The following is a 13907-nucleotide window of genomic DNA, read 5'->3' as shown; positions in this document are numbered from 1 at the left end:
GTAGCCTACGCGACGCACCCGAAATCAATGCCTTGGTGTCTAACACGAAAGCTTTGGCGAAACCGTGGTCGGTCGGCATGGATCGCCCGACGGGCGATCAGCCGTTGATGTCGTAGGGCTTGCCGAACTCGGTGATCGTTCTCAAGCCGATCTTGAACCGAAAGGTCTGGGACGAGGAGCCGTCGACATTGTACTGATCGTTCTCGTCCTCGAACGAAACGAGCAGGCTGAAGCACTCGTCGGCATAGCCGACCGCGACGCCGTGCCGGATGACGGAATTCTCGTCGACGTCGTATCCGATCGTTCCGTAGGCGGTCCAGTTCTCGGCAAATTTCAGCGCGACGCCGGCACTCACCTGGCTGCGATCGTCGGCAGAGCCGTAGTCGGGCTGGGGCGCCATGTAGGAATAGGACACGAAGCCCTCGGTGAGAGCCGTTTCCCAGGTTCCGTAGAGATCGGCGCGACGAAGCGCGAAGCTCTCCTCGTCGAAGCGGCCCTGTGTGCCCACGCTGATGCCGGACGGTGTGCCGAACGACAGGGAACCGACATAGTCCGAGCGGTCGGTTTCCAGACCCGAATCGTTGCCAACCAGGGTCAGATCCGGCTGGGCGTAGGAGTTCAGGCCAGCGAGATGATACGACTGGCCGACAACCGCATCGATCGAGTAGCCGCCGTAGAACGCGCCGGCATAGCGCAGGCCGACATTGGCGCGCGTGCCGCCCTCGATTCGATCGTAACCGGTGAACTTGTCGAGTGAGAACAAATTGCCGGTGTTGAAGGCGAGCGTCTTGGAATCCTCGTTCGGCAAAAAGCCGAGCTGCGTTTCGTCGGGGCGAACGATGATCTGGCCGATGGGCTCGATGACGTGGCTCGAAGTGGCCGTCTGGATAAGATAGGGATAGCGCGCCTCGAGAGCCGCCGTCGCCATGCCGCGGGTGCCGTCATCGTCGACGGAGACGGCGCCGAAGCGCGTGAGGACCGGGCCCGGATAGTTTTCGAGAAACGCGCCGTCGCTGGACATGTCTGCGGTGTAGACGTCGCCGCGGACCGAGGCGATCGGTGTCAGCACCAGCCCCACCGGCAGAACGTAGCTGTTGCGCCATTCGGCCGACGCCGTCGCACGCGTATAGCGGCCTTCGAGTCCTTCATAGCGCAAGAGGTCGGGGCGGTAGCGATTGCCGGTGGTCGGGATGAGGCAATCGTCTTCTTCCGTGCCGCCTCGGAAGGCGGTGGCGCAGAGGCGCGAGACTGCATCGTCGTCCCGGTAGAGCGAGGCGACGTTCAAATCGAGCTTCACTTCGCCGCCAAGGGCCGACTCCTGCTCGATCCGCTCATAGTCGAAGGAGGGCAGGAGGTAGGGCTGCTGATCCGTCAGTTCGGGGTTGGTCGACTGATAGTCGAACTTCTCGGCCCGAAGATCGAAGAAGCTCTGGTTGCTGAGTCCGGTCAGGTAGACTTCCGAGGTGTGGATCGTGTCGGAGTAGCCCTCGATACCGTAGGTCGAGGAGAAGTTCTCGTCGCTCTGCAGGAGCAGGTCCCAGCCGAAGGTCCAGTCCGGCGACAGGGCGAACTTGCCGGTCGAGCCGATCATGCCGCGCTCTTTATTGGCAAAGTCGGGCGAGATCCGCTCCAGGACGCCGTTGTCGTAGACGTTGTCGCCGGCGAACTCGCCCGGATCCTGCTGGACGATGCCCGCCGTCTTCAGGGTGAAGATGCCGTTCTCGAAGGCCTGGCGATATTCCGCCTCGGCCAGAAAGCCCTGCTGGGTGTAGTAGGTGCCGGCGAGCGTGACGTCGTTGCTGTCGGACAGCGCGATGAAATACGGGATCCGGAGCCCGTAGCCGAGATCGTCCGACTGTTTGAATTCCGGCGTCAGGAAGCCGGATTTCCGCTTCACCGTTGGGTCTGGCGCCTGGAAATAGGGAAGGTAGGCGATCGGCGCGCCGAAGAGTTCGAAACGGGCGCCGTAATAGCGGACCAACTTCTCGTTCTGGTTCCAGACGATCTTGCGCGCCTTGACCTGCCACAGCGGTGCGCGCTCGGGATTCTCGCGGCAGGGTTCGCAGGCGGTGTAGACGCCCTGTTCCAGCACCACGGTGTCGCCGTTCTCGCGAGTCGCCTGGGCGGCAGCGAAGCGTGTGTTGTCGGGCGTCTCGATCCGCAGTGCCTGGACGAAGCCGTCCCGGAAGTCGTCAGTGATGTCGACCTGATCGGCGTAGACGCGATTCCCGTCCGGTTGTTGCAGTTCTACATCGCCGACAGCGATGAGACGCCGCGTTCTCTGGTTGTAGATGACCTGCTGTGCAACGAGCTTGTAGGCGCCATAGTCGATCTGCACGCCACCGGCAGCCGTGACCACGCCGCCCCCGGTGTCATAGGTGACGGTGTCCGCTTCCAGGAACAGCTGCGCGTCCTGCTGGGACGCCACGACCCTGTCAGGAAGCGACGACTGTGCTTGAGCAAGACCGGGCGTAAAAGCCAGAAACAACGCCGATCCGGCCAGAATCGGGACGGATGTCGGCAAAGTGCCGCAAGCGCGCGAAAGCCATGCGCAAGTCCCCCTCGCTATCATCGTTCACCCATCCTCCTGGTGGAGCAGGATCGTTACCCCCAACAATCCCGCGCCCACGACCGGAAACCACGCTGCCAGGACGGGCGGCACGATGTCGTTGCTGCCCAGCGCCCTGGCGAGGAACGTTACCACGTACAGCATGAAACCCGCCAGCACGCCACCCGCGATCGTGCGTCCGGATTGTCCGGTTCTTGAGAACCGTGTCGCAACTGTCGCAGCGACCAGCGTCATGGCGATGAAAAGGGCCGGACGCGCGAGCAGCGAGTGGTATTGCATGGCGAAGGCCATCGAATTGAGGCCGAGGCTCGCGGCCACCTCGATTTTCGCGCCGAGCGACCAGATCGAGATCGTCTCCGGATCGGTGACGCGCTGTTCGATATACTCCGGACGAAGCGTCGTCGGCAGCCGGTACTCCTGCGGATAGGAGGGCGGATATCCGATCCGCGTGACACGCGGCGAAAACAGCCGCCATTGGCGATCGTCGAGCACGGCGCGATTGGCGTCGATGCGAAACGCGATGAAGCCTTTTTCGTCGAAGACGAAGGCGCTGACGCCGCGCAACTCGGTCCCGCCCATGGCAGCCGAGGCGCCGCCGATGATCGAGCGGACATCGCCGCTGTTCTGTCTGAGCCAGATGGTCTCTCCCCTCGAATTCGAGGACGAACCACCGAAGACATCGGTTTCGATCAGGTCCGCCTGCGCCTTCGCGTAGGCGGCGAGCGGATTGTAGACGAAGGTCGCCACGAGACCGAGAAGGGCGGAGCCGGCGATGAACGGCAACAGGATCTGCCAGATCGAAACACCTGCCGCCCGGGCGACGACCAGTTCCAGCTTCCGGTTGAGGTTGAGCAGCGTGAAGATCGAGGCGAACAGCACGATGAAGGGGAAGGCCTGCTCGATGAAAGCGGGGACCCTCAGGGCCGAAAACAGTGCGGCGCTTTCGAAGCCAAGCTCGGCCACCCGGCCGCGGCGGCTCAGCTCGATCATGTCGATCAGATAGATCAGTGCCGAGATCGCCAGGAGCGTCGAGAGGAAGCTGACCAGATAGAGGCGAAAGAAATAGCGGTTGAGGGTCCAGTTCTTCATCATTGCCCGGCCCCTCCGGCTGCCGCGCGCCTGGGGACGAAGAGCCGCTTCACCCGGACCGTCACGTCCTCGATCCCGTCCACGAACCAGCGATACACCGCCCAGTGCGTGATATCGGCATTCGACCAGATGAGATAGCTGTCGAGGACGATCGCGCTCAGCGGCAGGAGGAAGGAAATGAAGACCCAGATCGCACTGGATTCGATCTGGGAAATGGCGACAAAACCGGCAGCCTTCAGGCCGAGTCCGCCGATCAGTCCCAGCGTCATGGCCGCGCTGCTCGCTTCCCGGTTCGTTCGTGGATGCGCTGCCACCACGACGGCCCATAGCGCGAAGGCGATGACATAGAGCCAGTTCGTCATCCGCTCCGTCAATTCCTCGGTGAACGAGGACGGATCGTCCCGATAGAGGCTGTCCGCCGGATCGGGGGAGATCAGTTCGGAGGTCGAGCGTTCCGAAGAGCGGGTCCAGTCACCGCCGGAGGCCGGCCTGAGATCGGCGAGGTCGAAGGCGTAGGACTGGAATTCGATCACCGAGACGGCGTTGTCGCTCAGATTGCGCCGATGAAGCTGCCCGTCCCCGAGAAGCAGGAGCGAACGGCCGTTCTCTTCGCTGATGCGCGCTTCGCGGGCGAAATAGATGAGTTCGGCCTTCGGGTCGCGGGTGTCGGCGATGAACAGGCTTTCGATCGAGGATCCGCGCGCCTCGCCGATCGAAAGCTGCAGCCCGTCCTGCACGCGCTCGAAGCGGCCCGGCTGCAGGAACAGCGTGATCGTGTCGGCATTGATCGCGCGAATGCCGTTCTGAAAGCCGCGCGCCGACATCGGACCGACGACATGGGCCACGAGAAGAACGAAGATGCCGCCGAGAAGACCGAGAATCACGATCGGCCGGGCTACCAGACCCGGTGACGCTCCCGAGGCGGCCATCACGGCGCGCTCGGAATCGGCATTGAGACCGTTCAGGGCCTGAACGGCGCCAATCAGAATGGCGAAGGGCACGACACCTGCGGCCAGATCGGGCAGAAGCATCAGCGCGATCCAGAAGACGTTGCCCGCGGCCGATGCGGTCGACTTCACGATGTCGATCCGCGACAGGGCCTGCACGATCCAGACGATCAGCACCAAGGACGCCAGGGTGCCCAGGGAATAGGAAAGCGCGCGCCGGAAGACATAGCGTTCGAGAAGCGTCATGATGGTCGGCGCTCGGTTCGCAAGAAGCGGCTCTCCGGATTGTTGTCTGGCGGACCGACCGCATATCCGCCCGCAGTCGCCGTGTCGAGGCGATGCTGCCGCCTACCTCTGTCGAGGCATCTGGGCGCCCCCTCGCATCGCCGGGAGAAACTATGCCGCAGCTTGGCTAAAGAAGGGCGAAGCAGCGTGGTTAAGAAGGGATGAAGGAGGCGTTCGGCGAACGCACTCTTGCAAACTGCGCGTGGGCGATCAAATTTGCGGCAGTTTCGGGTCGCGCGCAACGCTGCCGGCTCAGACCCCTCAGGAGATATCATGGCAAAGCTTCCGAAGATCGAATTCGCCCCCCTCGACAGTGCTGCAACCGGCGTGATGGTGATCCTGGCCGGCGAGGGGAGCGCCGTCTCGTCGAAGCTGCCGGAGGCCTTGCGCGACATGGTGGCGAAGGCCGCCGAGATCGCCAAGTTCAAGGGCAAGAGCCTGTCGACCCTCGATCTGATCGCGCCTTCGGGTATCGAGGCCGAGCGCCTGCTCGTCGTCGGGACCCATGCCAAGGAGCCGGCGAGCGAGGAGGACTGGCTGAAGCTCGGCGGTACGGTTCTCGCCAAGACCAAGGGTGCGACTGCGGTCACCATTCGCTGCGAAATGGCGGACGGGGCCGGAGTTTCCGCTGCCGATGTCGCCCGGATGGCAAGCGGCGCCACGCTTCGCGCCTATGATTTCGACCTCTACAAGACGAAGAAGGGCAAGAAGGACGAGGACGAGGAGGACAAGAGTGCCGACGAGCCGGCGACGCTGACCTTCGCGACGGCCGATGTCGATGCGGCCAAGGCCGTCTATGCCGACGAAGAGGCGATCGCGGCCGGCACGATGCTCGCCCGCGATCTCGTCAACGAGCCGGCGAACACGCTGGGCCCGGTCGAGTTCGCCGACCGCATCAAGGAACTCTCCAAGGTCGGCGTCGATGTCGAGATCCTCGGCGAGCCGGAATTGAAGGCGCTGAAGATGAATGCGCTCCTGGGTGTCGCCCAGGGCTCGCCGCGGCCGCCGCGTCTGGCGATCATGCGCTGGAACGGCGCGGAGGATAACGACCAGCCCGTCGCCTTCGTCGGGAAGGGCGTCGTCTTCGACACCGGCGGCATCTCGATCAAGCCGGCCGGCTCCATGGACGAGATGAAGGGCGACATGGGCGGGGCTGCCGCCGTCACCGGTCTGATGTATGCGCTCGCCAAGCGCTCGGCCAAGGTGAACGCCATCGGCATCGTCGGCCTCGTCGAAAACGCCGTTGACGGCAATGCCCAGCGCCCCGGCGACATCGTCACCGCCATGTCCGGCACGACGATCGAGGTGTTGAACACCGACGCCGAAGGCCGCCTCGTGCTGGCCGACGCGCTCTGGTACTGCCAGGACCGGTTCAAGCCACAATTCATGGTCAATCTGGCGACTCTCACCGGCGCGATCATCGTGGCCCTCGGCAATCACCACGCCGGGCTCTTCTCCAACAATGACGATCTCGCCACGCGGCTCGCCGATTCCGGCAAGGTGACGGGTGAGAAGGTCTGGCGCCTGCCGTTGGGGCCCGAATACGACAAGATGATCGAGGGCAAGTTCGCCGATATCAAGAATATCGGCGGCGGCCGCGCGGCCGGTTCGATCACCGCCGCGCAGTTCCTGCAGCGCTTCGTCAACGATCTGCCCTGGGCGCATCTCGACGTTGCGGGAACGGCGATGGGCTCGCCCGCGAACGAGTACAATCAGTCCTGGGCCTCGGGCTTCGGCGTGCGCTTGCTCGATCGTCTGGTTTCGGACCACTATCAGTCGAAGTGATGACGGCGGGAGGGCCGCGATGACGGAGGTCCTGTTCTACCATCTGACCGAAAGCCGGCTGGAACAGGCGCTCCCGGACCTTCTGGAAAAATCGCTCGCGCGAGGATGGCGTGTCGTCGTCCAGTGCGCGAGCGACGAGCGCCGCGACGCGCTCGACAATCATCTATGGACCTATCGCGAGGACTCGTTTCTGCCCCACGGCAGCGATCAGGAAAGTTCCGGCGCGCTGCAGCCGATCCTCCTGACGGTGGAAGCGGCCCAGCGGGCAAACGAGCCGCATGTTCGCTTTTTGGTGGACGGTGCGGTGCCGGAATCCCTCGATGGCTATGTCAGGGCGGTGTATCTCTTCGATGGTCACGACGCCGATCAACTTCAGACGGCGCGCGAGCGCTGGAAGGTAGAGAAATCGGCTGGCCACGACGTGACCTACTGGCAGCAGACCGACGATCGGCGGTGGGTGAAAAAGGCTTGAGAGCCCCTCCGCAGTGCATCCGTGATCTCATCGGCTTCAGCCTTAATCACTTCGGGACGGCAATCTCACCCGTCATATAAAGCACTGCCTGGCCCGCGACGACCACAGTCTCCCCATCCAACGTGCAGCGCAGATCGCCGCCGCGTGCAGAGACCTGTTTCGCAACAAACTCGCTCTTGCCCAGCCGCTCCGCCCAATAGGGGACGAGCGAGCAATGGGCCGAGCCCGTTACCGGGTCTTCGTCGATGCCGGCCTTTGGCGCGAACATGCGAGACACGAAGTCGACGGCAAAGCCCGGCGCTGTCGCGATGATGTTGAGGGGCGGCAGGGCCGCGATCGCGCGAGAATCCGGCTCGATCCCCCGCACATCCGCTTCGTCGGAGAAGACGGCGAGCCAGGATGTGTCGCCCGGTGTCGCGAACTCGACGACCGCGTCCGGTCGCTTGCCGAGGGCTGCAGCGACGGGCTCGACGGCGATCGTTTCCGTCCTCTCGCGAACCGGAAACCGCATGGCAAACCAGCTGTCGTCTTGCCGCGTGACGGTGAGGTCGCCCACCATGCGGGTTGCGAAGGTCAACGTCTCGGCGGGTTCGCCGAGAACTTCCGCCAGCACGAAGGCGGTGGCGAGCGTTGCATGGCCGCACAGCGGAACTTCCATGGTCGGCGTGAACCATCTCAGTTCCCAACGTGCCTCGCCGGCCGGCACGAAATAGGCAGTCTCCGACAGATTGTTCTCTGCCGCGATCGCCTGCAGTGTCTCGTCCGACAGCCATGCCTCCAGCGGCATCACGGCCGCTGGATTGCCGGTGAAGAGACGGTCGGTGAAGGCGTCGACCTGGTAGATCGGAAGCTTGGTCATGCAGCCCCACTCGGGTTTGATCGGAAATTTTCTCCATCAAACCAGATCGGCCGGGTTCGACCAACGAATTTTGCTGATCCGGTCATTGCCGATCCTGATGTCTTCCGGGCTAGGCTTCGCCTCAGGTCGCCATCGGCTCCGGCGAATAGCCGGCCTCGCGGATGGCATCTTCGGCTGTCGCCGATTCGTTGTCGCCGACGGCAACGGTCACACGCTTGGCGACGAAATCGATATCGACTGAAGCGCCAGGCAGTCTGTCTCCCAGCGACGAGCGGATCGCCTTTTCGCAATGGCCGCAGGACATGTCGGGGACGCGGAAGCTGACGCCGTCAGCCATGGCCCCCTGGGCGTTGGATTGCTGCTGCTGGACGGGTTGGCATCGGCACATGATCGGTCTCCATTCTTGATAGATGCGGTGGGGACGCGGAACAGATTCCGCCCTCTTGACCATCAGATGGTCCTTCCAGCCGCTGGAAGGTCAAGGCATTTGTGCGGCGTGTTTTGGGTGATCGTCGCCACCACCGCCTGCGGCACCGGAAAAGGATTTCCGACCTCTTGACCTTCCGGTGACTGGAAGGTCCATCTCTGGCCCGAGTTAAGTATTCCAGTTGGAGGGCAATGCGATGAGCGCGAGCCGGACCCTGACCCTGCATGTGGACGGCATGTCGTGTGCGTCCTGCGTGGGACGTGTCGAAAGGACCTTGAAAGGCCTCGAAGGCGTCGCGGAAGCCGACGTCAATCTGGCCAACGAGACGGCGCGGGTCAGCTATTCGGAACCGGCCGACATGGCCGCCATGACGGCGGCCCTGGACAAGGCCGGCTACCCGGCCCGAACGGCCGAGCTGACCCTCGATGTGGAGGGTATGAGCTGCGCCTCCTGCGTCGGCCGTGTCGAACGGGCGCTGAAGGCCGTACCGGGCGTGATCGACGCCGACGTCAATCTCGCCGCCGAGACCGCAAGCGTGCGCTATCTGGAAGGGGCGGCCTCGCCGTCCGCGATCGCGGAGGCCTCCACCAGGCTCGGCTATCCGGCAAAGCCCCGCACAAACGATCAGGCGGCGTCCGTCGCCCAGGACGAGCGGCGCGCCGACGAAGAAGCGTCGCTGAAGCGCGATCTCCTGATCGCGGCCCTGCTGGCGGCGCCGGTCTTCATCGTCGAGATGGGCGGCCATCTGTTCCCGCCCTTCCACATGTGGACCATGCAGGCGCTGGGCGAACAGCCCTTGCTCATCGCACAATTCGTGTTGACGACGCTGGTTCTCGTGGGGCCCGGCCGGCGCTTCTACCTCAAGGGCTATCCCGCGCTGTTCCATGGCGCGCCCGACATGAATTCGCTGGTCGCGCTCGGAACTTCGGCGGCCTATCTCTACTCGGTCGTCGTCACTTTCCTTCCTGGGCTCCTGCCGGAATCGGCCCGGAACGTCTATTACGAGGCGGCCGCCGTCATCGTCGTCTTGATCCTGCTCGGTCGCATGATGGAAGCCCGGGCCAAGGGTCGCACCGGGGCGGCGATCCGCAAGCTCGCCGGCCTGCGCGCCAAGACCGCCCATGTGGAGCGGAACGGCCGGACCGAAGAGATCGCGATCGAGGACATCGTCGTCGGCGATGTCGTCCATGTGCGCCCGGGCGAGAAGATCGCCGTCGATGGCGTTGTCAGCCAGGGCCACAGCTTCGTCGATGAATCGATGATCACCGGCGAACCGCTGCCCGTGGAGAAGGGCGAGGGGGCGAAGGTCGTGGGTGGGACGGTGAACTCCACCGGCGCCTTTGCCTTTCGGGCCGAAAAGGTCGGCGCAGATACCGTGCTCTCGCAGATCATCCGCATGGTCGAGGAGGCCCAGGGCGCCAAGCTGCCGATCCAGAACCTCGTCAATACGGTGACGCTCTACTTCGTGCCGGCGGTGATGGCCGTCGCCGCGCTGACTTTCGCTGTCTGGATGGTCTTCGGGCCGGAGCCGAGCCTCACCCATGCGCTGGTCGCCGCCGTCGCGGTCCTGATCATCGCCTGTCCCTGCGCCATGGGGCTGGCGACGCCCACCTCGATCATGGTCGGCACGGGCCGCGCGGCGGAGCTGGGCGTCTTGTTCCGCAAGGGCGATGCGTTGCAGGCGCTGCAGGATGTCGACATCGTCGCCTTCGACAAGACCGGCACCCTGACCGAAGGGCGGCCGAAACTGACCGACCTGACCTTGGCGCCGGGCTTCGATCGGAGCGACGTGCTGGGTCTCGTGGCGGCGGTGGAAGGGCGCTCCGAGCACCCGATCGCCCAAGCCATCGTGTCGGGCGCCGAAGAGGCGGGCGTGGTCGCGTCGAAGGCCGAGAGCTTCGAGTCGCTGACCGGATTGGGCGTACGCGCCACCGTCGGTGGCCGGCAGGTTCTCGTCGGTGCGGATCGGCTGCTGCAGCGTGAAGGTATCGAACTCGGCGACCTTGCCGCCACAGGCCGGGAACTCGGCCAGCAGGGCAAGACGCCGCTCTTTGCCGCGGTCAACGGCAAGGCGGCGGCGGTGATCGCCGTGTCCGACCCTGAAAAGGCCTCGACGCGGACGGTCATTGATGCGTTGCATGCCCAAGGTTTCGAGGTCGCCATGATCTCGGGCGACGCCAAGGCGACCGCCGAAGCCGTGGCCGCCCGACTCGGCATCGACCATGTCGTCGCCGAGGTCATGCCCGAGGGCAAGGTCGCCGCAATCGAAAGCCTGCGGGCAGGGGGCAGGAAACTCGCCTTCGTGGGCGACGGCATCAACGATGCGCCGGCGCTGGCCGCGGCCGATACGGGCATCGCGGTCGGCACGGGTACGGATGTCGCGATCGAAAGCGCCGACGTGGTCCTGATGTCGGGCGACCTGACCGGCGTCGTCAATGCCTTTCAGGTCAGCCGCAAGACCATGGCCAATATCCGGGAAAACCTGTTCTGGGCCTTCGGCTACAACGTTGCGCTGATTCCGGTCGCTGCGGGCATCCTCTATCCGGCCTACGGGATGCTTCTGTCGCCCATGCTGGCGGCTGGCGCCATGGCACTATCCTCGGTGTTCGTGCTGTCGAACGCGCTCAGGCTGCGCTTCGTCAAGGCGGCGATGGTGGAGGCGGGGCATGGTGCCCCGTCCACCAGAGGGCCTGCGGCTGCCGGCAATCTGGCGAATGCCTAAAGGTCTTCCTCCAGCATGCCTTCGATTTGCTTGCGCTCGCGACGGGAGCGGATCTGCTCGGCATCGATCGTCCGCGGGCTGAGTTGTCGGCCGTCTTCTTCGTGCACCACATCATAGGTCCGTTTGGCGCCGATACTGACGTCGTCCGGGCCGTAGACGCCGATGATGTAGATCGTGAAGCATTTCAGCCCGTCCCAGTTGTTGTGAGGGCCGGGCGGGTCGTCAGGGCCCTTGTAGTCGAGGACGTGGGTGATGATGGCCGAAAAGCTGCCGATATCGCGCATCGCCCCCGATTCCAGAGGGCCTTGACGGGTCTGCTGCTTGATATCCTTCGCCCCACCGGACGACTGGATGTCTTCCAGTTCGGTGACGGGAAAGCGCAATTCGCCCTGGGCGGTCTCGAGGCGCACGATGATGCTACGGATGAAGACCGTGTCTCGGCTCATATTCGTGACCAGGCAGCGGGCATCCATGTCGGATCGGATGCCGCGGGTGATCAGGAGGCGCGGCCGGCGCTCGCGCCGGAAGCTCGACCACAGAAGCTGCAGATAGACCGCCCAGATGGCGAGCATCAGGAAATTCGCGGCGGTATTGAGGATCTGACTGTTTTCGGAAATCCATTCGAACATGCTGCAATCTCTTCCGTCTGACGGAGCTAAAATGGTCGAAAGGACACCGTCGACCACTGACACCACCCAGCGGCCGGTGCCCCGCCAATGCAGCAAGGTCGGTCGGGACGAGAGAATTGGGAGATTGACGCGACATGCGTTATTCTTAGGCGGCCAAAAATCCGCGAGCCGTCGCGCGAGAGCAGGGGAGCAAGTCATGATGAGTGCCGGTCTTCACCATGTCACCGCGATTGCCGGTCCGGCGGCCCGCAATCTGGACTTCTATTCCCGCGTGCTCGGGCTGCGCCTCGTCAAGAAGACGGTCAATTTCGACGATCCGAGCGCCTATCACCTCTATTTCGGCGACGAAACCGGGCGGCCCGGATCGATCGTGACGTTCTTCCCCTGGGAGCATGCGGCTGAGGGGAGGGTGGGCGTTGGCGAGACCGAGGAGATCCTGCTCCAGATACCTGCGGCGTCCCTCGGCTACTGGACTCATCGCTTCATCGAGAAGGGCGTCGAGCATTCGGCCATCGACAAGCGTTTCGGCCAGAGCGTCCTGCCATTCAAGGATCCCGACGGCATGCGGCTGGGGCTTGTGGCCGGAGAAACCGGTGACGGGCCGGGCAGCGATGCCGAAGCAAATGCCAGTCGCGGCGAGGTGCCGGCAGACCATGCGATCATCGGCCTCTTCGGCGTCAGCCTGCTCCTGGAGGAAGCCGGGCCGACGGCAGAGATCCTCACCGACATCTTCGGGTTCCGGAAAATCGGCGAGGAGGGCATGCGTCAGCGTTTTTCGGCCCCGGAGGCTGCGCTTGGCGGGGTGGTCGATCTTCACGCCGTGGGCGGCTTCCTGAAGCCGCGCCCCGGCCGTGGTAGCGTCCACCACATCGCCTTTCGGGCGTCGGACGACGCCGCTCAGGCCGAGATGGCCGAAAAACTCACCGCACGGTTCAATCTCGAGGTTACGGAGCAGAGGGACAGAAAGTACTTCCGCTCGGTGTATTTTCGCGAGCCGGGGCATGTCCTGTTCGAAATCGCCACCGACGAGCCGGGCTTTGCGGTCGACGAAGCGCCAGAGGCGCTGGGAAGCGGCCTCATGCTACCCGATCGCTATGAGCCGATCCGCGCGCGCATCGAGGAGACCCTGCCGCCGCTGTGACCGGCGCCAGCGTGGCTGTTGGCGCATTATCGCGCCGACTCCTGACCCCGAACGGTCATTTCGACCGGGGTATTCACGGCCGGCGCCACGTTGCTCCGCCGGATGGGGCGGCGGGGATAACGAGCCAGCGGCCCAACCTCGCGAAACGTAACTTTAAGCTCGTCGCGCGAATGTGAGCCGATTCTTTCGCTGCGTTGCACAACGAACGCTGGACGTTCTGGTGTTGGCTGTCTAAATGTGCGAACGATCGTTCGCTCTCGCGCCGGGTTTCCGGCCGGGCCATCTCATCCCGCAGGTTTCCGAGAATCGCGCATGCCCGGCACTGCCGCCCTGACCGACCCTCACGCCCCGCTCTCCGCGCAGGAACTGCGACGGCAGCATGTCTTGAGCGCTGCGCGAACCTGTTTTGCGCGGTGGGGCTTCCACAGCGCCTCGATGCATCAGATCTGCGGCGAGGCACAGATGAGCCCCGGCGCGCTCTATCGCTACTTCCCCTCCAAGGAATCGATCATCGAGGCGATCGCCGAGGAGGAGCGATATCACGCGGCCTCCTGCATGCAGGCCGTGTTCGAGGAGGGCCACATCATCGACCGTTTCGTCGCTGTCGGGATGGATTATCTCCGCCACACCCGCGATCCCGCCACGGGTGGACTCATGGCGGAGATCTGGTCGGAAAGCATTCGCAACACGGCCGTCGGTCGACGCTTCGACGAAATCGAGCGTGTTGTCCAAGCGGCGTTTCGGGCGGCCCTTCTGAATGCTCAAGAGCGCGGCGAGATCGCCCGCGACATCGATATCGACGCGGTCATGACCATGCTCTTCGCCATGGGCGACGGGCTGGTCCTGCGGCTCCAGCTCGAGCCCGAAACCGATGTCGATTCCCTTGAACCTTATCTTCGCAAGGTGGCGGAGAGCCTGCTTTCTCCCGGCGCCGATGCCTGAACGGCGCGGACGCGACCTCAAGGTCCGAAAGACGACGACG

11 protein-coding genes are annotated in these 13907 nt (G+C 64.1%); 5 read left to right on the top strand and 6 right to left on the bottom strand.

What is annotated here, in order from left to right:
• Nucleotides 1-97 precede the first annotated feature (97 nt).
• The 3 genes from MF134_RS12290 to MF134_RS12280 all read right to left on the bottom strand — a co-directional run bounded on the left by MF134_RS12290 (nt 98) and on the right by MF134_RS12280 (nt 4851).
• Complete coding sequence (locus MF134_RS12290; protein ID WP_255339759.1) at nt 98-2428, bottom strand: LPS-assembly protein LptD; 2331 nt, start codon at nt 2426-2428, stop codon at nt 98-100.
• A gap of 147 nt (nt 2429-2575) precedes the next feature.
• Complete coding sequence (gene lptG, locus MF134_RS12285; protein ID WP_255339758.1) at nt 2576-3661, bottom strand: LPS export ABC transporter permease LptG; 1086 nt, start codon at nt 3659-3661, stop codon at nt 2576-2578.
• Complete coding sequence (locus MF134_RS12280) at nt 3658-4851, bottom strand: LptF/LptG family permease (RefSeq protein WP_255339757.1); 1194 nt, start codon at nt 4849-4851, stop codon at nt 3658-3660. The genes lptG and MF134_RS12280 overlap by 4 nt, the downstream gene beginning before the upstream one ends.
• 312 nt (nt 4852-5163) lie before the next feature.
• Between MF134_RS12280 and MF134_RS12275 the strand changes: the two genes are divergently transcribed.
• Together MF134_RS12275 and MF134_RS12270 are read left to right on the top strand one after the other, a co-directional pair.
• Nucleotides 5164-6675: a leucyl aminopeptidase gene (locus MF134_RS12275; RefSeq protein WP_255339756.1), complete on the top strand. Its 1512-nt coding sequence runs from the start codon at nt 5164-5166 to the stop codon at nt 6673-6675.
• Between the two features lie 19 nt (nt 6676-6694).
• Nucleotides 6695-7147, top strand: a complete 453-nt coding sequence (locus tag MF134_RS12270) for a DNA polymerase III subunit chi (protein WP_255339755.1) — start codon at nt 6695-6697, stop codon at nt 7145-7147.
• A gap of 46 nt (nt 7148-7193) precedes the next feature.
• Here MF134_RS12270 and MF134_RS12265 read toward each other — a convergent pair whose 3' ends face one another.
• Both MF134_RS12265 and MF134_RS12260 read right to left on the bottom strand, forming a co-directional pair.
• Complete coding sequence (locus MF134_RS12265; protein WP_255339754.1) at nt 7194-8006, bottom strand: PhzF family phenazine biosynthesis protein; 813 nt, start codon at nt 8004-8006, stop codon at nt 7194-7196.
• A 121-nt stretch (nt 8007-8127) separates the two neighbouring features.
• Nucleotides 8128-8394: a heavy-metal-associated domain-containing protein gene (locus MF134_RS12260; RefSeq protein ID WP_255339753.1), complete on the bottom strand. Its 267-nt coding sequence runs from the start codon at nt 8392-8394 to the stop codon at nt 8128-8130.
• Between the two features lie 235 nt (nt 8395-8629).
• Between MF134_RS12260 and MF134_RS12255 the strand changes: the two genes are divergently transcribed.
• Nucleotides 8630-11155 carry a heavy metal translocating P-type ATPase gene (locus tag MF134_RS12255; protein ID WP_255339752.1) on the top strand — a complete coding sequence of 842 codons (2526 nt, stop codon included), beginning with the start codon at nt 8630-8632 and terminating at the stop codon, nt 11153-11155.
• Here the strand turns inward: MF134_RS12255 and MF134_RS12250 are convergent.
• A complete protein-coding gene (locus MF134_RS12250) occupies nt 11152-11784 on the bottom strand; it encodes a hypothetical protein (RefSeq protein WP_255339751.1) in 633 nt (210 codons plus the stop codon). The genes MF134_RS12255 and MF134_RS12250 overlap by 4 nt on opposite strands.
• A 196-nt stretch (nt 11785-11980) precedes the next feature.
• Between MF134_RS12250 and MF134_RS12245 the strand changes: the two genes are divergently transcribed.
• Both MF134_RS12245 and MF134_RS12240 read left to right on the top strand, forming a co-directional pair.
• On the top strand, nt 11981-12925 hold the full coding sequence (locus MF134_RS12245; RefSeq protein WP_255339750.1) for a ring-cleaving dioxygenase: 945 nt from the start codon (nt 11981-11983) through the stop codon (nt 12923-12925).
• 312 nt (nt 12926-13237) lie between these two features.
• The gene (locus tag MF134_RS12240) at nt 13238-13867 is read left to right on the top strand and encodes a TetR/AcrR family transcriptional regulator (protein WP_255339749.1); all 630 of its coding nucleotides are present in this window, start codon (nt 13238-13240) and stop codon (nt 13865-13867) included.
• Nucleotides 13868-13907: the final 40 nt, after the last annotated feature.

It is taken from the genome of Jiella marina (assembly GCF_024359545.1).
Classification (GTDB): Bacteria; Pseudomonadota; Alphaproteobacteria; order Rhizobiales; family Rhizobiaceae; genus Jiella.
The sequence above is the reverse complement of the archived record's forward strand: the minus strand, read 5'-3'. Positions and strand labels throughout refer to the sequence as shown.